The sequence below is a fragment of the Aquimarina discodermiae genome, from assembly GCF_040786235.1.
GTDB lineage: Bacteria > Bacteroidota > Bacteroidia > Flavobacteriales > Flavobacteriaceae > Aquimarina.
Genome location: NZ_JBFMKP010000018.1, coordinates 1 through 25,816 on the forward strand (window position 1 = coordinate 1; position 25,816 = coordinate 25,816).

Consider the following 25,816-nt stretch of genomic DNA (forward strand, 5'->3'; position numbering starts at 1 on the left):
GGCAGTAATGTCATAGCCGAGTAGTACTAATAACCCATAGGCTTATGCGCACACCCCGATGGGTAACTGTCGGGGTCGTAAATTGCTTTAGTAAGCTATTTAGTTTCTCTTTATGTTGTATTGTTTTTAAATCAATATGTTAACTTATTAGTTGCCTGTTGTGATTATTGATATAATCAAAACCTGTAACACACGATTTAAGGTGGTTATAGCAACGGGGCTCACCTCTTACCATTCCGAACAGAGCAGTTAAGCCCGTTAGCGCCGATGGTACTACACTCGTGGGAGAGTAGGTCGCCGCCTTCCTTGAAGCCCTCATCTAATAGATGAGGGCTTTTTTTATGCTCAAGATTTAAACGTAACAATTTTAAATTAGACTTCCTATGGTTTAAATTACCTTCTAATCTATATGCGTAAATTTCTTTAACGCTTGTTTATGTTTTCTTAAGATTACGTAACTTACTATACAGAGAAACTATGAATAAGAAAATGAACGAGTTTGAATACGTCGCATTTTGTGTAATTAATTTGCTATAACTCCTTTAAAAGTGTTCTACAGGCTTTTTAAGAAGCCTTAGCGATGATATTTTCTCTGATATGTTTCTACTTTAGTAAAGAACTCCTCGTTTTTATAGAGCTTTATCATAAAGTCATTAAAACCAGAATTAGGCTTTAGGATCGTAGCAATGGCTTCTGAGGTGTCTGTAGCACTCAAAGCAATAATAGGAACATGTATATCAAGTTCTCTGGTTTAGATACAACAGAGAAACAAGTTATTATTGTTTGGTCAATTATGTATAGATTAGGGAGGAAAGAGTAATTCTTAAAATGATTGTGTTATATATCCGTAATATACTTTTCTACTAATTCTATATATTTCAATTTTGCTTCTTTGCGACTTAAATTTTTGACTTGAAAAAGTGCATTAAGCTTAAAGGCATTTCTAAGTTGGCTATTGCCAGATGGAGTGTAGAAACCTTCTATATGAGTCGCTTGCTTATAATAGGCATAAAAATGAAGCATAAGATCAGGTGGCAATTGTATTTTTGTATTGCATGCACGCTCATAGGCGTTATCAAAGGCAATATTTAATTCTTCTTCGGTCATGTTCAGTAGGTTTACTCTTTTTATAAATCAATTGTTTAGAGTTTTCTAAAGGATTGATAGAGTAATTCTTTGATTAACATAAAACATATTATAGCAATAGGATTTTATTGAGATTGTTTAAAGCAACGCAATAATACTTTCTCCTCCTTTAACTTTTTGATCTAAGGCAACATCTATTTTGGTTCCTAATGGTAGGTATACATCTACTCTTGAACCAAACTTTATAAAACCGCTATCAGAACCCTGAATCACTTCTTGCCCTTCTTCTGCATAATTTACAATTCTTTTTGCAAGTGCTCCAGCTATTTGGCGATATAATATCTCTGTATTGTCATTTTTAACAACAACAGTTGTTCTTTCGTTCTCTTCGGATGCTTTTGGATGCCATGCTACCAGATATTTACCAGGGTGATATTTACTAAAAGCAACTTTTCCGTTAATAGGATGGCGTGTTACATGTACATTGATAGGAGACATAAAAACAGAAACCTGTAATCTTTTATCTTTAAAGTACTCTTTTTCATAAACTTCTTCTATTACGACCACTTTACCATCAACAGGAGCTACAATAGTTTTATCGTTTAATTCGGTATGTCTTTTGGGGTTTCTAAAAAACTGTAATATTAGAATAAGAAGTACCAGAGTGAGCGATAGAATGGCAATTTGCCACTCATTATTTTGAATTGCCACATACGAGGCTACATTGATGCCTAGAAATAGTACAAATGCTATAGATATTATTTTATAACCTTCTTTATGAAACATGCTTTAATATTTGTAAAAATGCGTATAAAAATGGACTGGCGAATATCACACTGTCAAGTCTGTCATATATCCCTCCATGACCTGGCATAATAGTGCCGCTATCCTTTACTCCTGCTTGTCTTTTGAACTTAGATTGTATAAGATCGCCAAGTGTACCAAAAATACTCATAATAATACTTATAATCAACCAAATGTTAATAGATAATGTATTAGAAAAGATAGCAATTAGGTATCCTGCAAGTAATGAGAATATAAACCCTCCTACAAAACCTTCGATCGTTTTTTTGGGTGATATTCGCTCTAATAATTTGTGTTTTCCAAAGTTTTTGCCCACCAAATAAGCAAAACTGTCATTTACCCAAGTGATCAAAAATGCTCCTGCAATTATGTAAGGTTGATAAACACCAGAATAATTCGGAATTAAAATCAAAAATATAATAGAAGTGATCAAATAAAAAATACTGGTAAAGTATTTCCGTTTTTCGAACATGGGAATAATACGGATAGTAATTAAATCTTTAATAAGAAATAGTTCTGTAACTATGGTAAGTAGTAAAATAGGTAGAATTACATAAAAATATAATGCCTTTTGATAAAAACATAGTAAGGCCAGCAGAATAATAAAAATTATGTAAAGCCTTTTGTTTTTAAGGTGAATCAATTTTTGAAACTCATAAATTGATAATAACCCAAAAATTAAGAATACTCCTATATATGTATATCTGGAAACAAATATAGATAACAACAATATTAAAACGTATAAAAATCCCGATAGAGATCTTGTGAGTAATTCCTTCATATTATAAATCTTCGAGCAGCAGCAAATATAGATTTTTTGAACTACTTCCGTAGCTTAAGAAATCCTTTTCTTTTTGTGGTTCAAAGTTTTTAATAGTAGTGATGTTAGAAGGAATTGCATTTTTGTTTTTACTTTTAATGCCTTTTAGGCCTTCTCCAATACTTTTGACTAACTGACTTGTTGCAGCGATAATAATGAAGTTGTCTGGTAATTCTGTAAGTTTTTTTTCTTTAAGCTGATTAGAGGATACCAGTATGGAACCACTATCGGCAATTAGGTATTCACAAGTTCCGAAAAAAAATGAAGCAGATGAACTTCTGACATAATTTAAATTAAAACCTGAAAATTTGGTTTCAAGAGTATCGTCAAAGCAATATACATCCTTTTCATACCAATCATTTTCCATAAGGATTTTATCAAAAGAATCTAAAACTTCATTTTCTGTATCACAGTATAAAAATTTGCCTCCGTTTCTTTTAAAATTGATCATAAAACTTTCGTCAATAGGTAGATCAATTTCGGGCATATATTTACTGCGATCGTCGTCTGCGCGTTCCTTACTCTTTTGGTCTGATTTAGATTTTGAGGAAAAGATTCTTCTAAATAGACTCATTTTTTAGATTATGATTGGGGATTACAATTTTTCATTAACTTCAAAGATAAAAAAAATCTTAACCTAATGTTGGGTTAGGTTAAGATTTTTCAATTTGTTAGAAAAAAATATAGGATTTAAGAAGGATCAATAATGATTTCTTCTTCTTTTTTGCCAAAAGGCCTTTGTCCAAATATTTTTTCCAGATTATCTTTAAAAATAACTTCTTTTTCTAAAAGTACTTCTGCTAATTCTGTAAGTTTATCTTTATGCTGTTCTAGCAGATCAACTGCTCTTTGATATTGTGTTTCTATAATATTAGAAATTTCTTTGTCAATTAGTTCACTAGTTTGTTCACTATATGGCTTTGAGAAATTGTATTCACTTTGGCCAGAAGAATCATAATAAGTTAGGTTTCCAACCTTGTCATTTAATCCATAGATGGTAACCATTGCTCTTGCTTGTTTTGTTACCTTTTCAAGATCACTTAATGCTCCAGTAGATATTTCATCAAAAATAACTTTTTCTGCCGCTCGACCACCCAAAGCAGCACACATCTCGTCGAGCATCTGGTTAGGACGTACAATTAATCGCTCTTCTGGTAAGTACCAAGCAGCACCCAGAGATTGTCCTCTAGGTACAATAGTAACTTTAACCAATGGAGCAGCATGCTCTAACATCCAACTTACTGTGGCATGACCAGCCTCATGAAAAGCAATCGCTCTTTTTTCTTCTGGTGTAATAATTTTATTCTTTTTCTCTAATCCTCCTACGATTCGATCCACAGCATCTAGAAAATCTTGTTTTCCTACTGCTTTATTCCCTTTTCTTGCAGCAATTAATGCAGCTTCATTACATACGTTGGCAATATCTGCTCCAGAAAACCCAGGAGTTTGTTTTGCCATAAACTCGGTATCTAATTCGTTTTCTACCTTTTTTAACGGTTTTAAATGGACGTCGAAAATTTCTTTACGCTCTCGAATATCTGGTAAATCCACATATATTTGACGATCGAAACGACCGGCACGCAGTAATGCTTTATCAAGAACATCGGCACGGTTTGTAGCGGCAATTACAATTACGTTTGTATTGGTGCCAAAACCATCCATTTCTGTTAATAATTGGTTTAAAGTATTTTCTCTTTCGTCATTAGAGCCAGAAAAATTACTTTTTCCTCTTGCTCTACCTACTGCATCAATCTCATCTATAAAGATAATGGCAGGTGATTTTTCTTTAGCTTGTTTAAATAAATCTCTTACTCTAGAGGCACCAACTCCTACAAACATTTCAACAAAATCAGATCCAGATAGTGAAAAGAAAGGAACTTTTGCTTCACCAGCAACGGCCTTGGCTAACAAGGTTTTTCCTGTACCAGGAGGTCCTACTAATAATGCTCCTTTAGGTATTTTACCTCCTAGAGAAGTATATTTTTCTGGGTTTTTAAGAAAATCAACAATTTCCTGAACTTCTTCTTTTGCTCCCTCTAAACCAGCTACATTTTCAAAAGAAACTTTTACTTCGGTGTTTTGATCAAAAAGTTTGGCTTTTGATTTTCCTATATTAAAGATTTGACCTCCGGCACCTCCACCGGCACCACCACTCATTCTTCTCATAATAAAGATCCAAATCCCTATTATCAAGGCAAAAGGAAGTAGGGTAACTAGTATTTCACCCCATACATTACTTTCTGTATCATAACTAACTTTTGCAGTAATGCCGTTCTCTCCTTTGATTGTATTTATTTGATTTTCAAAGTTTTGTAAATCTCCAAATTCAAATTGATAGTCAGGATCGCTGGGGCTAGTGGGTAATATTGATTTGTTTTTGTTTTTTCTATGCTTGTCAGATGCTTTCGCTTCTGGGGTTAGAAAAACTTTGGCTTTTCTGCGGTTAATGATCACTACTTTTTCTACTTCACCATTTTTCAGAAAAGTTTGAAATTCTGAAGGAGAAGTAGTGGGAGCAGACCCAAACCCATTTCCACCTATCATATTTAAAGCAAAAAAACCAATAATTATAATGGCATAAATCCAATATGCACTAAACTTTGGTTTTTTATTCGGTTCTGTTTTTTTATTTTCTTTGGCCATTTACGGTATTCTTTATTAATAATTTGTTTCGATAACTGTTGTTTTAGCATCTCCCCATAGTCCTTCTATATCATAGAATTCTCGTATGTGTTTTTGAAAGACATGCACTACAACGTGGACATAATCAATTAATACCCATTCTGCATTTTCGCTACCTTCTACATGCCAAGGTTTGTCTTTAAGTTCTTTACTTACTGTTTTTTGGATAGAGCTGACGATTGCGTTTACTTGTGTATTAGAAGTTCCATTACAAATTACAAAATAATTACATACTGTATTATCAATGTCGCGAAGATTTAAAATGTTAATATCATTTCCTTTTACTTCTTCGATACCTTTTAATATTTGGGTGATTAATTGATCGTTACCGATTTCTTTTTTAGTCATGCATTTTTTTAATTTGTGTAAAGTTATTACTTTTTATGATTTTATGTCTTAATTCGCCGGACAATTGTAAAACTTTTACACCTTATATATATGCGTATAATCAAAGTTGATGCCATTGACTCAACAAATAGGTTTTTAAAAGATCTGAATAGAGTACAAAAACTTGTGAAACCAGTTTCTGTAATTGCACATGAGCAGTTAAGTGGAAAAGGGCAAATGGGTACGATTTGGCAGAGTGACCCAGGCAAAAACCTTACGTGCAGTGTGTTTATGAGGGTTGATGATATTCTTCTTTCTGATCAATTTTATATTTCTATGGTGACCTCTTTAGCTGTTTTTGATGTGTTAAAAGATTTTATGGTTAGTAAAGTATCTGTAAAGTGGCCAAACGACATTCTGTCAGATCGACAAAAAATATGCGGTATTTTAATCGAAAATATTGTTAAAAATGGCAGTTTGGTGGGAGTTATAATAGGAATTGGATTGAACGTTAACCAAACTGAATTTGATCAACTTCCTATGGCGGGGTCATTAAAAAAGATAGTAGGCAAAAATTTTGATGTAAATGAGGTATTTAATCTGTTGCTAAAGAAAATAGAAAAGCGATTTTCTGAATTAAGAGTTGCTAACTATCAACTAATAAAGAACGAATATGAGTCTATTTTATTTAGAAAAGATAAACCTTCTACTTTTGAGAATATAGAAGGTGAATCTTTTGTTGGTATTATTAAAGGAGTTAATCCAGAAGGAAAACTTCAGCTATTATTAGAGGATGAAGTTGTGCAAACCTTTGGATTAAAAGAAATTAAGTTGCTTTATTAGTTATAGTTTACCGATGTTTTCTGAAAGCGTATTTATGAAATTTTGAATAGGACTTTTGATCATCATAGACATCATTGCATTAAACTGTCCTTCAAAAGTTAGTTTGGTAGTACTTTTTCCATCTTCTGTATCAACAATATCTGCAGTAAGTGTGAAAGGAAGTTTATCGCTCGCAGCTCCTAGTACAACTTGACAAGGACTGGTACTGTCTTTTTGATCTAATACAAGCTCTGGCATTCCTTTTAACTGAAATAAGAAACGCGAATCACTTATTTTTTCAAATTTTTGTTTGCTGTCTGGCATAAGTTGTTCAAAATTCTCAACCTTAGTTAAGAAATCAAAAACTTCCTGAGACGTTTTGTTTACGGTAACAGTAGGGCTTTCTAAGTTCATGGTAATTGTTTTATTGATTCCACTCTGCAGGATTTACTCTCCAGCTTTGTAGTGTTTGTTGTTGATCTTTTGAGATGTAATTGGTGTCAGAAGCTTGCTCCAACAAATTGTCATAATTGCTTAAAGTATGTAAAGGTAATGCTGCCTTTTCAAAGTTTTCTGTTGCCACGGCAAAGCCATAATTAAATATTGCCACCATCCCAAGTACATTGGCATGATCTTCTTGTAAAGCTTTTACAGCATTAAGACTACTTTTTCCTGTACTAATTAAGTCCTCGACAACCAATACATTTTTATGAGTAGGAACGATTCCTTCTATTTGATTCTTTCGCCCATGTTTTTTTGCTTCTGGCCTAACATATATAAAGGGTAGATCAAGTTCTTCTGCAACCAACATCCCTATACCAATTGCACCTGTAGCTACTCCTGCGATTACATCAGGCTTACCGTATTTTTCAACAATAAATTTTGCAAGATTACTGCTTAAATATTTTCTGGTTTCTGGATAAGAAAGGGTAATTCGGTTATCACAATAGATAGGAGATTTCCATCCAGAAGCCCATGTAAAAGGTTCTTGTGGTTGTAATTTAATTGCATTAATTTGCAACAATAACTCAGCGGTTTTTTTTGCCGTATTTTTATCAAAAATCATAGTTGCAAATGTATAAAGTTTTTGTGAATAATACACCTATTATTCTATCGACAAAAAAGACGATAGAAGGGTATGAAACCATTTTTATAAAAGATGTTGATTTTCCAAATGTTATAAGAGATATTTTGAGCAAAGAGGAGGCTGGAGAGGAAGCAAAATATCATTTGTATCATAAGAGTGAAGATCGATTAATGAAGTTGTTATATTCAAAGTTACCAGTGGTTATCGCAGGAGGTGGGAAGGTTTATAACCCTAAAAATGAGATTCTGTTTATACGACGAAATGGAAAATGGGATCTTCCGAAAGGAAAAGCAGAAAAAAAAGAGGATATGGAGACTGCTGCGATAAGAGAGGTTGAAGAAGAAACAGGAGTAACAGGTTTAAAAATCACTAAGTTTTTATATAGAAGTTATCATGTCTTTAAAAGAAATCGAGAATTTCGTTTGAAAGTTACCTATTGGTTTGAAATGAAAACGGAATATGATGGAGAGCTAATACCTCAAACAGATGAAGGAATTACCAAAGTAAAGTGGAAAGACAAGAAAAAAGTGAAAAAGGCATTGCAAGATTCTTATGCCAACATAAAACAATTGTTTTCTCATGATTATTTATCATAAGATACCAATCAAATAACCAACTATTTGATTTTTATACTCTTTAAAACCAACTTTTCTATGAAGATTAATTACTTTTTGACCTTACCGATTATTGTTGTGCTTATGGTATCATGTAGTAATACAAAGAAAAAGAGTGCTACAAAACAAAAAGAGATACCCACCATTCCTAATTATACAGGGCCTAATTATGAACATCATAAGTTATTTGAACACTACAAATTTAGTTCAGAAAAAGAATGGGATAGCCTAAATAAAATCAGTGCTCATAGCATACCAGCTTTGAAGCATAAGGTGAGTCAGGACTATAAAACTTTTGGTTGGCATTTGTATTCTAAGGGATCTGCATATAAAAGCTATAATTTTTCGCTTCTTTGGGGGGTAGCTTATTTTTCATATTTGGTGAATGCAGAAACAGGAAGTTATGATAATATTCATCAATGGAAAACCACGGCACTAGTAGATAGTGCCAAAGCAAAGAACTGTAAAGTGTTTCTTACGGTTTCGAATTTTGGAGCAAAGAGAAATGGAATTTTTTTGAAAAACCCCAAAGCACAAAAGGTATTGGCAGATAGTTTAAGTTCATTGTTACAGTATAGAAAAGCAGATGGTATAAATCTGGATTTTGAGGGAGTTTCTTCAAAAAATAGAGCCGAGTTTAGTGATTTTATCATTTTACTATCAAAAAGATTACGTAAAGAGAATCCTGATTATATGATTTCTCTGGCTTTGTATGCGGTAGATTATCATAAAGTATTTGATATAAGAGCGATTGATCCTTTTATAGATTTTTATACGTTGATGGGGTATGATTATTATGGTAGTTTTAGCAAAAATGCAGGGCCAGTTTCTCCGCTGTATAGTAGTGAGAAATGGGGGGTGTATAGTGTAGAACATTCTGTTGATTATTATTTGAAAGAGGGTGTTACAGAAGATAAATTAATTGTTGGTTTACCATACTATGGAGATAAATGGCAAACCGAAAATGCGTCAATACCTGGTAATGTGAAAAAGTTTTTAGCACATGATTCGTATAGCAAAATACAGGAACAAATTGGTACGACTCATAACTTGAGGTTTGATAGTATAAGCACTACCCGATATATTAGTAACCAAAATAATGGAATATTTAAACAAGTATGGTTTGATGATAGCCTCTCATTATCTCACAAATATGATTGGGTAAAGAAAAAAAAATTGGCTGGTATAGGAATTTGGGCATTAGGATATGATCATGGACATTCTGAGTTATGGGAGTTACTGGCGGATAAGTTTGGTGAAGTAAAGTAATACCATTTACACTTTAAATCTACCGGAATAAAATGTTCTTTTTTCACCTCAGTTTCATAATAAAAATAAACCGTAGCCCTGCTATGCTTGATTTTTCTTCTTCGCTGAAACAAAAAAATCTTAATTTTCTTTTCCAATAAATTCAAAATATAAATGGTATAAAACTTATTTTAAAATTCGATAAACTGGATATCTCATATGCGATTCTTCATAATGTTCTGATCGTTTGTATAACCAATCTAATTGGGCATACCAATTATTAGAAAAAGCAGTATCTTTTTTCTTCTCCTCAAATTCTGTTTTTAGCTGATCATTTTTAGCTAACAGTTCAGAGGCCTTGTCTTCCCATACATAAGGAGAAAACCCTTCTTTTTGCTGTAGTATAGTGTCGAAGAAATTCCAGTTAAAAAAAGAATCGGTTGCTTCAGGCTCTAAGGTCTCTATAATATAACGAAACCCATATTGATGGACGGGGACGATAAAATCTCCTTTTTTAAATCTAATAGAACTGATACTTTTTCTTACCGAAGTTTCATAGTGAAGATAATGACCTTCAAAAGGAGTTTTACGACTTTTGTAATCTTTGATATGATAAGTTTCAACAGTGATAGTAGAGTCTTTTTTTAAAGGAAATAATTCGATTTGATTTAACTTTAGTAGATCAACGATATTCCACCACCCTGCAGGTATAATATATGCTTCGGGGATCTTTATTTCTTTAGAAGGGACAAAAAAGTTATGATAGTTTACCTCTTTGGTATAAGGCTTGTTTTGATTGTATTTTAATCGCTTGGCACCTGTAATTTTACTGTCAATAAAGTTTCCTTCAAATCCTTTAAAATTAAATTTAGTAACTCTAGAGGTATCTTTTTTCCAACGTACTGGATATGTTGATTGCTTTTTTTGCATAGCAAAAGCTTTTTTTCGCAAAGACCGAATTTTAGAACCATCTTTTTCTGTAATGTCTATCATAGACTTCATAAGTTCGTAGGTTCCTTCTACTCGTGATCCGTAGGGTTTTAACATATGGGTTTCTACCATCATTCCCAGAGTATTCCAAAGCGTTGTATACCCAGTTGAGTATCTCGGAGAATCCATAAATTGTGACCACCCTTTATCAGGAGTTGTTCCCCATACATTTACATAGGGAGTGATATCCCATTTTTTTGATTCTAAAGATTTCTCTAACTGTGGTTGTAATTCTTCGAGTAAATAAGTTCCTAATTCTCCATTTAATTTATTATGCTGTGTAAATAAATGGGTAAGTACATATTGATAATCTGCACCATTACTTACATGATTGTCAATAAATACATCGGGTTGTACGGTATGAAAAATTTTAGCAAAGGTTTGTGAGTTTTTAGTATCCCCTTTTATAAAATCACGATTTAAGTCATAATTTCTAGAATTTCCTCTAAAACCATAAACTTTGGGGCCATTCTGATTGGCTCGAGTAGTAGTGTTTCTTTGTAGTGCTCCCCCAATATTATAGATAGGAATTGTGACAAGAACGGTGTTTTGAGGTGCTTTAATTTTACCTTGAGCAATGTCTCTAAAAAGTAACATGGTAGCGTCAATGCCATCACTTTCTCCTGGGTGAATACCATTATTAATCAACAAGATTCTTTTGGTTTGTCGAACAGAGGCAAAATCAAATATTTGATCAGGGTTAAAGGTGACTATTTGTAGAGGGTGATCGCTATCGGTCTCTCCCATCTCTTTAATGATAATTGATGGATAGACTTCTGCAAGGTTTTTATAAAAATCTATTACCTCTGTGTACGGTGGTGTTTCTGTTTGATTACTTTTTTCAAATTGTGTTGTAAAATCATATTTTATACCTGTTTGTTTTGTAGATGTGTTACAAGATAAAAGTGTTAAAAGCGCTAATAATAAAATGATTTTTTGCATAGATGAAATATGTGAGCTTAAAGGTACTAAGATTTTGACAATTCTATTTTAGGTTTTTAATTTCATAAGAAGGGATAAAGTTTATTTGCTGCACCATAAAATAAGCTTATTTTTGCAGCTTCAAAATACCTTAATTATGACAGAGTTTGTACGTAAAAGAGTTGCTAATGCCAAAAATGATATTTTATCTGGATTAACAGTGGCATTGGCTTTGGTCCCAGAAGCAGTAGCTTTTGCATTTGTAGCAGGCGTTGACCCTTTGGTAGGATTATATGCTGCATTTATGATAGGATTGATTACCTCTGTTTTTGGAGGTAGACCGGGGATGATATCAGGAGCAACAGGAGCATTGGCGGTTGTAATGGTGAGTTTGGTAGCAGAAGGAAACGCAATGGGAAAACCTGGAGAAGAATTAGGGCTGTACTATTTGTTTGCTACAGTGATTCTGATGGGGATAATCCAAGTGCTGGCAGGAGTGTTTAAACTAGGTAAATTCGTACGTTTGATTCCGCATCCTGTGATGATGGGATTTGTAAACGGCTTGGCAATTGTAATTTTTCTTTCGCAACTAGGAATGTTTAAAGAAACCAAAAAAGATATTTTTGGAAATGATACCTATAAAACAGAATCTCTAGATAAAAAATTCGAAATTAGAGAAGACGGGATTGTTTATGACCTAGTATCACAGCAAACGTTATTTGCATATAGCGGTAATCGGTTAGAAGATCTTGTTACTAATGAAGGGAAGTACATGGTGCATGATGGACAAGTATTTGATTTGGAAACAAAAGAAGTAACATATAATATTAAAGATAATATCATCTATAGTATCAAAAAGAAAGGAAAAGTTACTTCCTGGATACCCGTTGAGCAGTTATTACTCATGTTGGGGTTAGTTTTACTTACGATGTTAATTATGTGGGGGCTCCCAAAATTAAAAGTTACCTCAAAATTACCAGAAGCATTGATAGGAATCGTAGTTGTTTCTGCTATCGTAATTTTAGGAAAACTAGATGTCGCTACTGTGGGTAGTTTTATTCGAGATGGAGGAGGAGAAGGACTTAAAGGAGGTCTCCCTCAATTTCAGTTTGATATTTTTAATAAAGTGCCTATGACCTGGGAAACTTTTAGATTTATTGGCCCTTACGCATTGATACTTGCTGCCATAGGATTAATAGAATCTTTGATGACTTTAAATCTAATAGACGAATTAACAGAAACCCGTGGTAATTCTAATAGAGAATGTCTCGCACAGGGAGGTGCTAATATTGTTACAGGACTTTTTGGAGGTATGGGAGGATGTGCCATGATTGGGCAATCAATTATAAATATAAAAGGAGGAGGGCGAACAAGACTTTCGGGTATCGTGGCAGCTGTAACGTTACTCATGTTTATTTTATTCGCATCTGGATTAATAGAGCAAGTACCTATTGCGGCTCTTGTAGGAGTCATGTTTATGGTGGTTATTGGTACTTTTGCTTGGTCTAGTTTTAGAATACTGAATAAAATACCACTTACTGATGCTATTGTGTTAATAGCTGTTTCTTCACTTACCGTATTTTTTGATTTGGCTGTAGCGGTAATTGCCGGAGTAATTATGTCTGCATTAGCTTTTGCCTGGGAGAATGCAAAAAAGATTAGAGCCAGAAAACATATAAAAGAAGATGGAACCAAGGTGTATGAGATATGGGGACCACTTTTCTTTGGAAGCATACAAGCATTTAATAGTAAGTTTGATGTGGCTAATGATCCTGAAAATGTAGAGATTGATTTTATAGAATCTCGAGTAAGTGACCATTCTGCACTCGAAGCCGTGTTTAATTTGGTTGGAAAATACGAAGAAGCGGGTAAAAAAGTAAAAGTTAAACACCTAAGCGAAGAGTGTCAGGCATTAATGATCAAAGCTTCTCCAAGATTAGCTAGTGTTATAGAGCACGATATTGATGATCCAAGGTATCACGTGATGGCTAAGGCGATGAAGTAGAATTTTTCTTATAACTTAAAATGAAACCTATAGCTCTTGTTATCAGTACAACAACAAGAACTATAGGTTACGTTTTTTATATCCTTTGTATTAGTTTTTATTAGTCATTAATTTCCTTAGCTTTTCTTTTGTTTTGGATTCTTCTCAATTCCATATGCTTTTTTAAAATATTCAATAGCTTTACTAGTGTTTGATTGGGCTTTATAGTAATCTCCCATAGAATCATATACGTTGGCACTTTTGAGGTGTTCTTAAGGTTGAAATCAAACATAGCATGAGTTTTTTGAAGCTCATCATCTCTATAAATAAAATAATACCCAAATTGATTAATTAGCGATTCATCGGGCAAGACTTTATATCCTAGATGATTTAATATGTTTTTGGTACTGTTTGCTAGCTAATATGATTAATAATGTTTTACCTGTAGGTGGTATACAATGAATAGTTATGCGAAAAAGATTAACTGAGAAATTTACTAAATAATAGGGTGTTTGATTATTTATTTCAATATCATATTTTGACGAAGTTTGATTAAATAAAAACGGGGCTAAGATATCATCTTAGCCCCGCTCGTATATTGACAATGTTTTTAGAATATATACTTATATTCTATAAGTTTTGTTTAGTTGTTCTCAGAAACCTCTGCTTGGATATCCATGTAGATATTCGCACCAGAAAGCTTTTCGAATTCGAAACTGTAAGTAGATACAGGATTTTCGAATGATGCAGAAACATTTTCACTAGTATTTACATTAGAAGTACTAGTTCCGTAGCTAAAGTCAACGTTACAAAGAGAATATCCTTCGTTTACATGGTATTCTACTTTTAGCTTGTTTGTATTTTCTATAGAAGCAATGTTTACATGACCAATTATTGGACTATTAGATACATCACATCCGTTCGGATTCGTAATCAATTCTACGTCGAATCCTGCTTCCCCTTTTTTATCTATAAATACATAGGCAAGGAAAGTACCTAATACATCATTTTCGCAGAAAGCACATTTCTCGTGGTAACCATAAGCCTGTACGCATGGAACCTCACAAGTTTGCTTGCAGTACTCAAAAGATCTTACCCAATCACCAAAGTAATAACATCCTGTATAATAAGAGTAAGAGTATTCTTGTGTTCTTTCTTTATCATATGCAAATGCAGAGTAGTAACAGTTGCTATACGCGTCATAAACCTTTGCATATGCTACTATTTCAAAACAATCTAAGTTGATTGAAGATAAAGGAATTACATAAGTTGCTTTTTTCTCACCTCCAAAATAATATGGGAACGCTTTGTAGTTAAACTTACGAAGGTTAGGAAATCCATTAGAGTAAAAAGGAATGTTTTGTTTTTCTCCGATATAAAAATACGTTTTAGCTATATATTTATTCTTACCAGCTTTAACCGTAATATATATATTCTCTTCATCATTAGCAATTGTAACTCTTCCTACCTTTTTCTTAGAAGAACCTACTAATAATGGTTGTACAGTAGCATCACCACAAACTGTTGGGTCAACGTCTTTTGGTTTAAGCAATGTATAGTTACAGTGATAGTTTCTAGCACTTTTAGAAGCAACTCCATCTTTTGGAACCTCTTCCTCTTCAGTAGGCATTCCTTCTTCAATAAGTGAAGCATCTAAACCATCATTTTCAAAAAAGTTTAATTCTTCTCTAGCAGTTTCGTCTCCTTCTTCGATAGCTTCAACTTCTGTTGATTCTGTTTCGTTGATAATTTCGTTTTCCTCTTTAGAACAAGAAGTGAAAACCAAAAATAATGCAATAAGTGAATACGTTAAAAAGTAATTTGTTTTCAATGAATAACGGTTTTTCATAATAACTGATTTTGTTAATTGTGAAGGCAAATCTACTAAAAAAAGGAATACAAAATAGTTTAAATTGTTAAGTGTATCTCCTTGAAAATAAGAGATATAAGATTCTTCCTACAGCTTTAAAAATGGATTATTGACGAAAAGCGTAAAATACTGTTAAAGTAGAGAAATTTCCCCTTTAGGGATATTGTTTAAAGTGAATAAAAATTATTTTTTTTTTCAACATTAGCGTTTTTTGACACAATTTTAGATGTATATTTCGTTGATGAACAGAATAACATTATATGAGTATTCCTTTCGAACCTGTAATTTTTGGATATGAAATCAATATTCACTTGGTTTTGGAGTATGTTGCTTTTTTTGCGGGATTTAGATATTATATGTATTTAAGAAGAAATACAAAGGATCTTATTTCAACAACCAATAGATTAAGTATAATAATTGGTGCTGTTTTTGGAGCTTTTTTAGGATCTCGAGTTTTTGGATTTTTAGAACAACCACAATTCATATCTTTTACCCCAGATCAAATTATCAATTTGTTTACTACAAAAACCATAATGGGAGGGCTTTTTGGTGGTTTATTGGGAGTAGAATTGGCAAAGAAGCTTATAGAAGAAAAACAATCTTCGGGTGATTTGTTTACTTTTCCTATTATCTTAGGAATTATTATTGGTAGAATCGGTTGTTTTTTGTCTGGTGTAAATGATTTTACTTATGGAAAAGAAACTAATTCTTTTTTTGGGATGGACCTGGGAGATGGTATAATGCGATATCCACTTGCATTATTCGAAGTACTGTTTTTAATTGTACTATGGTACGTTCTAAAATATGTTCATATCAAACTAAAACCGATAGATGGTTATTTGTTTAAATACTTTATGATCTCTTATTTTATGTTCCGGTTTTGTATAGAATTTCTAAAACCTAATACATTTTTTATGCTGGAGCTTAGTAGTATTCAGTATTTATGTATCTTATGCTTTGTTTATTATCAAAGAACCATTCGAAGACAAATAATATATGCCTACAAGACCATACACCTATTATGATTTTACATTAAGTCTATGTCCAACATGTCTTAAAAGAATAGACGCCAAAATAGTTTTTGAAGATGATAAGGTGTTTATGCTAAAGCGTTGTCCAGAGCATGGACGCTCAAAAGTTTTGATTGCAGATGATGTCGACTATTATAAAAATATTAGAAATTATAACAAACCATCAGAGTTTCCGCATAAGTTTAATATGGAAACAGATTATGGATGTCCTTATGATTGCGGTTTGTGCCCTGACCATGAGCAACATTCTTGTTTAACAATTATTGAAGTTACAGATCGTTGCAATCTTACTTGTCCAACATGTTATGCTTCATCATCTCCTCATTATGGTAGACACCGATCACTAGATGAGATCAAAAAGATGTTAGATACGATTGTTGTAAACGAAAAAGAACCAGATGTAGTTCAGATTAGTGGGGGAGAACCAACAATACATCCTCAATTTTTTGAAATTTTGGATTATGCAAAAACATTACCGATTCGCCACCTCATGGTAAATACAAATGGAGTCAGAATTGCAAAGGATTTGAAGTTTACAGAGCGCTTGGCTAGTTATATGCCCGATTTTGAGATCTATTTACAATTTGATGCTTTGGATGCCGAGGTATTGACAAAATTAAGAGGTGAGGATTTAACAGAAGTAAGAAAGCAGGCAATAACGCATTTAAACATTGTTAATTTGTCTACTACATTAGTTGTAACGTTGGCAAAAGGATTAAATGATCATAAAATAGGAGAGGTGCTAACATTCGCGACGCAGCAAAAATGTGTAAGAGGTGTTACATTTCAACCCACTCAAATTGCAGGACGTTTAGAAGATTTTGATACCAAGACAGATCGCATTACTTTGACCGAAGTGCGAAGGAAAATTTTAGAACAATTTCCCGTTTTTGAATCTGATGATCTAATTCCCGTGCCCTGTAATCCAGATGCTTTGGTGATGGGGTATGCGTTAAAAAATAAAGAAGGGATATTACCACTTACAAGGTATATAAACCCGGCAGATCTATTAGATAATGGAAAGAATACGATCGTTTATGAGCAAGATGAAGAACTACATGGTAAGGTTTTAGAATTGTTTAGTACAGGAAACTCTGTAGAAACTGCTTCAGAAAACCTAAAATCTATAATGTGTTGTTTGCCAGAAATAGATGCCCCAGATTTAGGATACGACAGTTTATTCAGGATTATTATCATGCAATTTATAGATGCCTATAATTTTGATGTAAGATCAATTAAAAAATCATGCGTACACATTGTAAATAAAGATTATAAAATTATCCCTTTTGAAACAATGAACTTGTTTTATAGAGATGATAAACAGGATTATCTTGAAAAATTAAGAAAAGAAATAATATGATTGTAAATAGTATTTTTTTAGAATCTACATCAGGAGGCGGGTATGAGATAATTGCATATATGATAATTGCGATCATGTTTGGCCCTCCTCTTTTGTTAGCGTTAATAGGTGGAATACTTTATAGAAAGAAAAAGAAAAAAGTAGCAAAGGTTTTTTTTATACTTTCTGGGGTTTACCTAGTGGTTGGGTTGGGGATATGTGGAGCGTTGATGTCTGGGTTTTAATTTAGGTCCTGATATACTGCAACAGGTATACAAACATACTGTTAACTGGTTTTTGCTAACAAGTATGTTTGTGTATATTGATTCGTTAATTTATCGCAACATAAATATCTACTTCTGCATCTTTAGGGTTTTTTGCTTCAGCTCCATATACTTCAAAATCGGTAGTATATTTTCGATCTAAGTTGGTGTTCCATATCTTGATCCATTCATTATATATAACCCCTTTTGTTAAATCTCCCTTGGCAGTAAATCTAGTATAAGAACTTTGATCAATTTTTATACAGGTCATTTCTTCTGGGATATTATTTAGGTTAGCAACTTTACATCCAATAATAGTAGAGTACTCTTCTGTGTGGTCACTCTCATAATTAGTATACACAGCATAGATTGTGTCATCTACTTTGTTTGGGATTTTTTGCATGGTACCATGCGACATAAAAGTGGCCCAAAGCTCTGGGATATCTTTTGCAGCTTGTTCGTTTTTGTTTGTAGTTCGTTTATCTATTCCAACAATCCAAAAAGGTTCTAATTTTGTTTTGATCATAATGTTATTAGATTAAATTAATTTAAAACAAAACTAACTGCGTGCATTGACAAAGGTATGTCAGGAGGATATTTCAAATTAGAAAAATTTGAAAGTTTTATGTCTATAATCTATAAAATGATTATTTTATAATCACCGTGTCGGGTACAAGTCCAGAAACATCGCCTCCATTTCTAATAACATCTCTTACAATCGAAGAAGAGATAAAGCTTTTACCAGAAGAAGTAAGTAAGAATACCGTTTCTATATCAGACATTTTTCTATTGGTATGTGCAATTGCTTTTTCAAATTCGAAATCACCAGGATTGCGAAGCCCTCTCAGAATAAAATTTGCATTTTGTTTTTTACAAAACTCGACTGTTAACCCTTTGTAAGTCATTACTTTAATTTTAGGCTCGTTTTTAAAAGCTTCTTCCATGAACTGTTTTCTCTCCTCTAAAGAAAACATATATTTTTTCTCAGAATTAACACCGATGGCAAGGATTATTTCATCAAATAAGGTAAGTCCTCGTTCTATAATGTCATAGTGACCTAAGGTAATTGGATCAAAAGATCCTGGAAAAACGGCTCTTCTCATATGTGATTATTGATTGATATATAGGTTACAAATATATATGAAATTATAATTTAAAATAATCTATACGTAGTGATTGAGGCATTTTATATCAAAGTAATATCTTTTTATTTTTTTAAACAGGTTTCTATGGCATTAGAAAATAATTCTTTTAGACTGATACCGGCAATAATAGCTTGTTGGGGTAAAATACTTGCTTCACTAAGCCCTGGATTTGTATTCATCTCAACAAAATAAGGTTCTCCTTCATGAAAAATAAACTCACTTCTAGAAAAACCTTTCATTTTTAATATTTTGTAGACTTTTAAAGCCAATTCTTGTACTTTTTTTGTGTCTTCTTCAGATAAGCGCGCTGGTGTAATTTCTTCAGATTTTCCTAAGTACTTAGCTTCGTAATCAAAAAACTCGTTTTCTGTCACAATCTCTGTTACTGGCAGTACTATGTCTTCTCCTTTGTACCGAATGACTCCTATAGAAACTTCGGTACCGCTTAAAAAAGATTCTATAATAATTTCATCATCTTCTTTATAGGCAACTTTTATAGCAGGAATAAGCTCTTGTTCTGTTTTAACTTTTGAAACTCCATAACTACTACCTGCTTTGTTGGCTTTAACAAAACATGGTAAACCAACAGTATTGATAATAGCCTTGCTATCTATAACATCTCCTTTGTTTAGGAAATAATTGGTAGCGGTTGGTATTCCGTATGGTTGTAAGGTACTAATGCAATCTCGTTTGTTAAAAGTTAATGCAGCTTGATAAAAATCGCAAGCAGTTTGCGGTATTTCTATCAAATCAAAATAAGCTTGTAGTAATCCGTCTTCACCAGGAGTGCCATGAACTATGTTAAATGCAGCATCAAACCTTATTTTAGAACCATTTAACGTCAATGAAAAATCATTTTTGTCGATACTAAACTTTTGATCATGATCATCGACATAATACCAACCATTTTTTGTGATATGTATCCTATATGGATGATATAGATCTCTATCTAGATGTTTGTATACTACATTTCCACTTTGAATTGAAATATCAAACTCGCTGGAGTAACCTCCCATAAGAATAGCAATGTTCTTTTGCATTGAATGACTGTTTTGTTACAAAAATATCATTTATAGAATAAGAAGGAAACTCTTTTTAATATTTTCTTAAACCGATGAAATTGGTAAGTTTCTGTTTTTGAGAATAGTTGTTTAAGAGTTTAATATTAGATTAATAATAACTGTATCTAGATAAGGTATAGCTAATGTTTTTGTGACCATTAATTAAGATTGTCAGATTGCTTTTTATAGGCTTGATAACTTAGTTTTGTAACCATAATACGATGGCCAAAATGTTATAACATTCCACAATAAATTAGTTTGATTTTTTAATCCTTCCCCACTTCGGAGAATCGACTCGATAATTTTTAAAAGCGAAGCTTTTAAAACCTTAAGTATTTTAAAACTAATTTAACTTATAGGGCTACCCATTTAAATCTCAAAATAATTGTAAATAAGCATGTTATTTTGTAAATTATATGTAAATATTCTACAAATGAATATATTAAAAGGTCTTGATATTCAGGTGTTTATAGATTGGTTTACAACTACTGAAGATTGCTATAAGTTTTTGGCAGAATTAAAATGGGAAAACGGCTATAATTGTAGGAAGTGTAACTCAATTGCCCATACAAAGGGCAAGCAACCATGTAGCCGTCGTTGCAGTAAATGTGGTTATGACGAATTTACAACGGCAGCAATCTTATTCCACAAACTTAAGTTTGATATTCTAAAAGCTTTTGGGATGTTCTATGAGATTTCAACCAGTAAGAAAGGGGCAAATAATATTTGGTTGGCAAAACGTTTTGGCCTGAATCAGAAAACAACACGGGCATTCCGTCAGAAAGTACAGTTGGCTATGAAAAGTAGTGAGCAGTACCCTTTAGAAGATGAAGTTCATGTTGATGAGTTCGAGATAGGCACATCTCAAAAGGGAGAACAGGAAGAAGTGAAAGCGATAAGAAAATCAGGATTGTGATTGCTTTTGAGCATAGAGATGGTAAATCAGGCAGGGGCTATGCTAAAGTGATAGAGGATTATAGCGCCAAATCCCTAAAACCATTGTTTGACACGCATATAAAAAATGATGCAAGTATATTGGCAGATGGTTGGCCTGGTTATAATCCAATCAAAGAAGAATATCCTGATTTGAAACAAACTTTATCAAATAAAGGAAAAAACTTTAAAATGTCGCATATACAGATCAGGAACTTTAAAAACTGGTTGAGAGGAGTATATTCGTATTGCAATAAAGAATGTATTCAAAAATACATCGATGAATACTTCTTTAGGTTCAATAGAAGGAACCACAGAGTGTCAATTCTAGATAAAATATTAGAACGTTGTACAATGCATGAACCCGTAACTATTAAACAAATAAAACTAATTGCGAACTAAATGGGTAACCCTATAACTTTTTTTATGATACTTATGTAGTATAAACCTTAAAGTTCAAGTGCTTTTAAAAAGATATTGCATGCTGTTTTTTATATATTTGCCCAAATTATATATGTGATTATGGATTTCTTCAGAAACCTTTTTAAGTTTATATACAGTAAAATATTTTTGATTCAAGTAGTTGTTGCGGTAGCAATGTTGGCCATCGTATCTTATCTTGTTTTAGAGTGGTTAGAAAGTACGACTAATCATAATCAACATATTGTAGTGCCAGATTTAAGCAAAAAAACGCTGGATGAAGTAGCAAAGGTGCTAGAAGTTAAAGATCTACGATATGAGGTGCAGGATTCGACAAGCTTTAATCCTGATTTTCCTCGATATTCGGTAACAGAACAAAACCCAATTGCAGGAAGTGAAGTAAAACAAAATCGTAAGATTTATGTAACTCTAAATCCTTCAGGGTATCGAAAAGTCGAAGTTCCCGATGTGATTCAGAAAACGCAAAGACAGGCACAACCAAAATTAATTGCACTAGGTTTTAAGATAGGAGCTATAACTTATCAACCAAATATAGGTAAAGACGTTGTTTTAGAATTAAGATACAAAGGTAAGCGTTTAAAGCCAGGAACTAAATTAATGAAAACTTCTACCATTGATCTTGTTTTGGGTGATGGAGAAGGTAATAAAGTAAACCTTTCTAATTAACTGTGATAGGACCAGAAAATATAGGAGATTTTGATGCAAACGAAGATGATTTATATGAACATTATCGTTTTGTAGCAGGCGCAGGCCAAGTACCACTAAGAGTGGATAAGTTTTTAATGAATTTTGTCGAAAACGCGACAAGAAATAAGATACAACAAGCAGCAAAAGAAGGAAGTGTTTATGTAAATGACGTACCTGTAAAATCGAATCATAAAGTAAAACCAAATGATGTGGTTCGTGTTTTATTTTCTCACCCTCCTTATGAAAACCTATTAACTCCCGAGAATATTCCGCTAGACATTGTTTATGAAGATGATGTACTTTTGGTTGTTAATAAACCAGCAGGTATGGTAGTGCATCCTGGTCATGGTAATTATTCGGGAACTCTTATAAATGCATTAATATATCATTTTGATAATCTGCCTAATAATAGCAGTAATAGACCAGGATTAGTACATCGTATAGATAAAGATACTAGTGGATTATTGGTAATTGCGAAGACAGAAGAAGCTATGACTCATCTTGCAAAGCAGTTTTTTGATAAAACAAGTCAACGAGAGTATGTAGCTATCGTTTGGGGTAATATAAAAGATGATGAAGGCACTATAGAGGGGAATATAGGACGTCATCCTAAAAACAGGTTGCAAAATACCGTTTTTGTAGATGATGAGGCCGATAAAGGGAAGCCAGCTGTTACTCATTATAAAGTTTTAGAACGTTTAGGATATGTAACCTTGGTCTCATGTAGGTTAGAAACCGGAAGGACTCATCAAATTAGAGTGCATATGAAATATATAGGTCATACCTTATTTAATGATGAACGTTATGGAGGAGAAAAAATATTAAAAGGCACAACCTTTACTAAGTATAAACAATTTGTAGATAACTGTTTTAAAATACTACCTAGGCAAGCGTTACACGCGAGAACACTTGGTTTTGAACATCCAGTTACCGGTAAGTCTATGCATTTTGAAACAGAGATTCCAGATGATATGAAATTATGTATAGAGCGATGGAAAAACTATGCAAAAAACCAATTACCATCTAATCAAGACGAATAGTTTATGAACTTTCTTTTATATTAAAGTAGTTTCCAAAATAAAGCAGCACTGTTCAAATAATAATTAATGGAACTTTCTTTTCTAGAAATATTTGTTCTGATAGGAATAGTACATAGTTTTGTACTTGCTGTTATTATTTTGTATTCGAAGTTTTTTAAAAGTAAGGAAAACTTCTATTTAGCATATACATTTGTTGTACTATCTGTTGTTGGGATTAATAATTGGTTTTGGGATTTAGGAAAAAGCCCATTCATTATCTCATTATTGGATATACCATTATGGCAATTTTTATACCCTGTTACTTTGTTTATTTTTTTTATAAAAAAAATAGACCATCCGCTCGGTAATAGAGCTAAAACTTCTCTTTTATATATTCCTTTTTTCATTTTAAGCATAGTTAATGGTGTTATATATTTAGATACTATTTTTGGAGTATACGAGATTAGTTTATCAGGAAAGGAAGAGATTTTCTTTCTTTTTTATAAAATTATAAGTGTATTATCTGTACTATTTCCTCTTTTTTTTATGGTTATTTCGGGAATATATTTATTTTATTCAAAACCAAAATTTGATATAAAATGGATCAAAAGAATATGGTTTTTTATTTCGCTACTAGAGATTTATAGTATTGTTTTAGAAGGTTTTCGATTTGTGTCAGGTGTCAAAATGCCATTGACATATTTATGGGTAGGAGTTTCTATTTTTATGTATTGGTTAATTTATAAAGGACTATACCAGTTTAAACTTTCTAACGATAAATACGAAATTAGAAATTATCTAAAACAACCGGTTACTACTTTTAACAGGAAGGTTAGTGATAATGATAACCTACATATTCGACAATTAATAGATTTAATAAAAAATGAAAATATTCACCGCAATCCAAATCTAAGCCGCGATATAGTTGCCAAACGTTTAGGGATAAGTAGTGGGTATTTATCAGAACAAATAAGTACTACAAGTAGTAAAAATTTTTCAGAATTCATAAATAGATATAGAATAGAGGACATTAAAAAAATGATTCTTGATCCAGAATTTGATAATTATAGTATTTTGGCGATTGGTCTTGAAGCCGGGTTTAATTCGAAAACTACTTTTTATACAGCCTTTAAAAAGGAAATGGGTATGTCTCCTAATCAATTCAAAAAGAAGAATCAATAAGTTCGGATTTCTCAGATCCTGACAATTCAGAACACCAAAAACATTGATCTAAACTAGGTTTGTCTCTTAACCATTAAAAAGTGTAAGATGTTTAGATTAAATAGAGTTTTTGTTGGGAGTTGTATTGCATGTATGTGTAATATAAGTGTTTTGTTTACTCAAGAAAATAGTGTCTCTTTTGAGAATGTAAATGTGATTCCTATGAACGAAGAAATCATACTGTATGATCAAAGAATAATTGTTAAAAATGGAAAAGTAGAAGTCATAGAACCAGCTTCTAAGAAATTGAATCAAAAAGTAAGAACAATTATTCTGGCAAAGGGTAAATACTTGATTCCGGGGTTGTCAGAAATGCATTTTCATCTAGAAAATGATGTGCAAAATGAATTTAAGCTATTGATAGCAAATGGAGTTACTACCGTTAGGAATATGGCAGAGTATGAAGGGCAAGATCAAATTAAAATTCGAGAAGAAGCAACCACTAATCAATTTTTGGCACCCCATTATGTGACAACCGGGCCATACCTTAAAGCAGAGGATTTAAGAACCAGAGATGATGTGATCGCTGTAGTTAGGCAACATTATGATAAAGGGTATGACTTTTTAAAAATAGCAGATAACTTACCCAAAGATATTTATTTAAAATTATTAGAAGAGACGAGTAAATATAACATACCTGTAGTTGGTCATGGGCAAAGAAAACTTCCTTTAGAGTATTCTCTTAGGATGAAATCTATTGCACATATCGAAGAATTTATGAATATTTTCAGTACTGATCAAAAAGCAGATGTGAATTATTTGAAAAAAGCTGCAAGAATGATTCGAGCCAGCGGTGTTTATGTATCTCCAACTTTGGGAATATTTGAAATGATAAGTAAGTATGCAGATGACAATAAGTTTGAAAAGCTGAAGAAAAGCGATGAGATAAAATATCTTCCGAAAAAGTATGTCGCATATTGTACATCTGATAGTATTCATTATAGAACCAACTCTTGGTTCACCGCTCCCGAATCATTAATTAGACTTAACAAAGAATTGCTTTGGCAAAAAGAGTTTACTAAAATACTAAGTGATGAAAAGGTTCCTTTACTAGCAGGAAGCGATACATATGGTCTTTTTTTGCCTGGCTTTTCATTACATAAAGAATTAGAACTTTTACAAAGTAGTGGATTGTCACCATATGAAACCTTAAAAACAGCTACCGTGAACCCAGCTATATATTTAAATCAAATAACGATGAAAGGTACGATTGTAGAAGGTAAATATGCAGACTTTGTTTTATTAAATAAAAATCCACTTGAAAATATAAAAAACACAAAAACGATAGAAGGTGTTATGATTAAAGGGAAATGGTTTACTAGAAAAGCGCTTAATGATCTGCTAAAAGAGGTTAAGGAAAGTTATAAAACTAGAGGCAAACAAAAGAAATAAACACTTCTATTTCAAAATAATAAAAAGGT

The 25,816-nt window shown here is 32.6% G+C and carries 27 protein-coding genes and 1 rRNA gene; 14 read left to right on the forward strand and 14 right to left on the reverse strand.

Annotated features, from left to right (window positions below; translation table 11 throughout):
* Nucleotides 1-198 precede the first annotated feature (198 nt).
* Nucleotides 199-306 (forward strand): 5S ribosomal RNA (rrf, locus tag ABW636_RS12645).
* A gap of 531 nt (nt 307-837) precedes the next feature.
* On the opposite strand, the gene ABW636_RS12650 is transcribed toward rrf, so the two are convergent.
* The 6 genes from ABW636_RS12650 to rsfS form a co-directional block, all read right to left on the reverse strand.
* Nucleotides 838-1,107 (reverse strand): acyl-CoA-binding protein, encoded by a 270-nt coding sequence (locus ABW636_RS12650; RefSeq protein ID WP_367590388.1) that lies wholly within the window; start codon nt 1,105-1,107, stop codon nt 838-840.
* A 117-nt stretch (nt 1,108-1,224) separates the two neighbouring features.
* The gene (locus tag ABW636_RS12655) at nt 1,225-1,872 is read right to left on the reverse strand and encodes a phosphatidylserine decarboxylase family protein (protein ID WP_367590389.1); all 648 of its coding nucleotides are present in this window, start codon (nt 1,870-1,872) and stop codon (nt 1,225-1,227) included.
* On the reverse strand, nt 1,862-2,671 hold the full coding sequence (locus ABW636_RS12660; protein WP_367590390.1) for a phosphatidate cytidylyltransferase: 810 nt from the start codon (nt 2,669-2,671) through the stop codon (nt 1,862-1,864). The genes ABW636_RS12655 and ABW636_RS12660 overlap by 11 nt, the downstream gene beginning before the upstream one ends.
* Before the next feature lies 1 nt (nt 2,672).
* Nucleotides 2,673-3,284, reverse strand: coding sequence for an LUD domain-containing protein (locus ABW636_RS12665; RefSeq protein ID WP_367590391.1), 612 nt, complete (start codon nt 3,282-3,284; stop codon nt 2,673-2,675).
* 116 nt (nt 3,285-3,400) lie between these two features.
* Complete coding sequence (ftsH, locus tag ABW636_RS12670) at nt 3,401-5,353, reverse strand: ATP-dependent zinc metalloprotease FtsH (RefSeq protein WP_367590392.1); 1,953 nt, start codon at nt 5,351-5,353, stop codon at nt 3,401-3,403.
* 15 nt (nt 5,354-5,368) lie between these two features.
* Nucleotides 5,369-5,740 carry a ribosome silencing factor gene (gene rsfS / locus ABW636_RS12675; RefSeq protein WP_367590393.1) on the reverse strand — a complete coding sequence of 124 codons (372 nt, stop codon included), beginning with the start codon at nt 5,738-5,740 and terminating at the stop codon, nt 5,369-5,371.
* 90 nt (nt 5,741-5,830) lie between these two features.
* On the opposite strand from rsfS, the gene ABW636_RS12680 reads away from it, so the two are divergent.
* Complete coding sequence (locus ABW636_RS12680) at nt 5,831-6,562, forward strand: biotin--[acetyl-CoA-carboxylase] ligase (RefSeq protein ID WP_367590394.1); 732 nt, start codon at nt 5,831-5,833, stop codon at nt 6,560-6,562.
* On the opposite strand, the gene ABW636_RS12685 is transcribed toward ABW636_RS12680, so the two are convergent.
* Both ABW636_RS12685 and pyrE read right to left on the reverse strand, forming a co-directional pair.
* Nucleotides 6,563-6,955, reverse strand: coding sequence for an SRPBCC family protein (locus ABW636_RS12685; RefSeq protein WP_367590395.1), 393 nt, complete (start codon nt 6,953-6,955; stop codon nt 6,563-6,565).
* A gap of 10 nt (nt 6,956-6,965) precedes the next feature.
* Nucleotides 6,966-7,607, reverse strand: a complete 642-nt coding sequence (gene pyrE / locus ABW636_RS12690; protein ID WP_367590396.1) for an orotate phosphoribosyltransferase — start codon at nt 7,605-7,607, stop codon at nt 6,966-6,968.
* An 8-nt stretch (nt 7,608-7,615) separates the two neighbouring features.
* Here pyrE and ABW636_RS12695 point away from each other — a divergent pair, with 8 nt between their 5' ends.
* Nucleotides 7,616-8,224: an NUDIX hydrolase gene (locus ABW636_RS12695; RefSeq protein ID WP_367590397.1), complete on the forward strand. Its 609-nt coding sequence runs from the start codon at nt 7,616-7,618 to the stop codon at nt 8,222-8,224.
* 57 nt (nt 8,225-8,281) lie between these two features.
* A complete protein-coding gene (locus ABW636_RS12700) occupies nt 8,282-9,511 on the forward strand; it encodes a glycoside hydrolase family 18 protein (protein ID WP_367590398.1) in 1,230 nt (409 codons plus the stop codon).
* A gap of 165 nt (nt 9,512-9,676) precedes the next feature.
* On the opposite strand, the gene ABW636_RS12705 is transcribed toward ABW636_RS12700, so the two are convergent.
* Nucleotides 9,677-11,422, reverse strand: a complete 1,746-nt coding sequence (locus tag ABW636_RS12705) for a M14 family metallopeptidase (protein ID WP_367590399.1) — start codon at nt 11,420-11,422, stop codon at nt 9,677-9,679.
* 136 nt (nt 11,423-11,558) lie between these two features.
* Between ABW636_RS12705 and ABW636_RS12710 the strand changes: the two genes are divergently transcribed.
* Nucleotides 11,559-13,406, forward strand: a complete 1,848-nt coding sequence (locus ABW636_RS12710; protein WP_367590401.1) for a SulP family inorganic anion transporter — start codon at nt 11,559-11,561, stop codon at nt 13,404-13,406.
* A 100-nt stretch (nt 13,407-13,506) separates the two neighbouring features.
* Here ABW636_RS12710 and ABW636_RS12715 read toward each other — a convergent pair whose 3' ends face one another.
* Together ABW636_RS12715 and ABW636_RS12720 are read right to left on the reverse strand one after the other, a co-directional pair.
* Complete coding sequence (locus tag ABW636_RS12715; RefSeq protein ID WP_367590402.1) at nt 13,507-13,755, reverse strand: hypothetical protein; 249 nt, start codon at nt 13,753-13,755, stop codon at nt 13,507-13,509.
* 273 nt (nt 13,756-14,028) lie between these two features.
* Complete coding sequence (locus tag ABW636_RS12720) at nt 14,029-15,234, reverse strand: hypothetical protein (RefSeq protein ID WP_367590403.1); 1,206 nt, start codon at nt 15,232-15,234, stop codon at nt 14,029-14,031.
* A gap of 281 nt (nt 15,235-15,515) precedes the next feature.
* On the opposite strand from ABW636_RS12720, the gene ABW636_RS12725 reads away from it, so the two are divergent.
* From ABW636_RS12725 to ABW636_RS12735, 3 genes are read left to right on the forward strand one after another with little or no spacing between them, the layout of a single operon-like run.
* Nucleotides 15,516-16,280: a prolipoprotein diacylglyceryl transferase family protein gene (locus ABW636_RS12725; RefSeq protein WP_367590404.1), complete on the forward strand. Its 765-nt coding sequence runs from the start codon at nt 15,516-15,518 to the stop codon at nt 16,278-16,280.
* A complete protein-coding gene (locus ABW636_RS12730) occupies nt 16,252-17,646 on the forward strand; it encodes a radical SAM protein (protein ID WP_367590405.1) in 1,395 nt (464 codons plus the stop codon). Before ABW636_RS12725 ends, ABW636_RS12730 begins: the two co-directional genes overlap by 29 nt.
* Nucleotides 17,643-17,870 (forward strand): LPXTG cell wall anchor domain-containing protein, encoded by a 228-nt coding sequence (locus ABW636_RS12735; protein WP_367590406.1) that lies wholly within the window; start codon nt 17,643-17,645, stop codon nt 17,868-17,870. Before ABW636_RS12730 ends, ABW636_RS12735 begins: the two co-directional genes overlap by 4 nt.
* Nucleotides 17,871-17,955: 85 nt before the next feature.
* Here ABW636_RS12735 and ABW636_RS12740 read toward each other — a convergent pair whose 3' ends face one another.
* The 3 genes from ABW636_RS12740 to ABW636_RS12750 all read right to left on the reverse strand — a co-directional run bounded on the left by ABW636_RS12740 (nt 17,956) and on the right by ABW636_RS12750 (nt 20,073).
* A complete protein-coding gene (locus ABW636_RS12740) occupies nt 17,956-18,414 on the reverse strand; it encodes a GyrI-like domain-containing protein (protein WP_367590407.1) in 459 nt (152 codons plus the stop codon).
* 121 nt (nt 18,415-18,535) lie between these two features.
* The gene (gene coaD / locus ABW636_RS12745) at nt 18,536-18,991 is read right to left on the reverse strand and encodes a pantetheine-phosphate adenylyltransferase (protein WP_367590408.1); all 456 of its coding nucleotides are present in this window, start codon (nt 18,989-18,991) and stop codon (nt 18,536-18,538) included.
* A 104-nt stretch (nt 18,992-19,095) separates the two neighbouring features.
* On the reverse strand, nt 19,096-20,073 hold the full coding sequence (locus ABW636_RS12750; RefSeq protein ID WP_367590409.1) for a D-alanine--D-alanine ligase: 978 nt from the start codon (nt 20,071-20,073) through the stop codon (nt 19,096-19,098).
* Nucleotides 20,074-20,527: 454 nt separating this feature from the next.
* On the opposite strand from ABW636_RS12750, the gene ABW636_RS12755 reads away from it, so the two are divergent.
* From ABW636_RS12755 to ABW636_RS12780, 6 genes are all read left to right on the forward strand, one after another.
* A complete protein-coding gene (locus ABW636_RS12755; RefSeq protein ID WP_367590410.1) occupies nt 20,528-21,010 on the forward strand; it encodes a transposase in 483 nt (160 codons plus the stop codon).
* Nucleotides 21,007-21,429 carry a transposase gene (locus tag ABW636_RS12760; protein WP_367590411.1) on the forward strand — a complete coding sequence of 141 codons (423 nt, stop codon included), beginning with the start codon at nt 21,007-21,009 and terminating at the stop codon, nt 21,427-21,429. Before ABW636_RS12755 ends, ABW636_RS12760 begins: the two co-directional genes overlap by 4 nt.
* Nucleotides 21,430-21,597: 168 nt before the next feature.
* Entirely contained in the window at nt 21,598-22,134 is a 537-nt protein-coding gene (locus tag ABW636_RS12765) for a PASTA domain-containing protein (protein ID WP_367590412.1), read from the forward strand.
* A gap of 5 nt (nt 22,135-22,139) precedes the next feature.
* Nucleotides 22,140-23,195, forward strand: coding sequence for an RluA family pseudouridine synthase (locus ABW636_RS12770; RefSeq protein WP_367590527.1), 1,056 nt, complete (start codon nt 22,140-22,142; stop codon nt 23,193-23,195).
* 66 nt (nt 23,196-23,261) lie between these two features.
* Complete coding sequence (locus ABW636_RS12775; RefSeq protein ID WP_367590413.1) at nt 23,262-24,356, forward strand: AraC family transcriptional regulator; 1,095 nt, start codon at nt 23,262-23,264, stop codon at nt 24,354-24,356.
* An 87-nt stretch (nt 24,357-24,443) separates the two neighbouring features.
* A complete protein-coding gene (locus ABW636_RS12780) occupies nt 24,444-25,787 on the forward strand; it encodes an amidohydrolase family protein (protein WP_367590414.1) in 1,344 nt (447 codons plus the stop codon).
* The last annotated feature ends 29 nt before the right edge of the window (nt 25,788-25,816 follow it).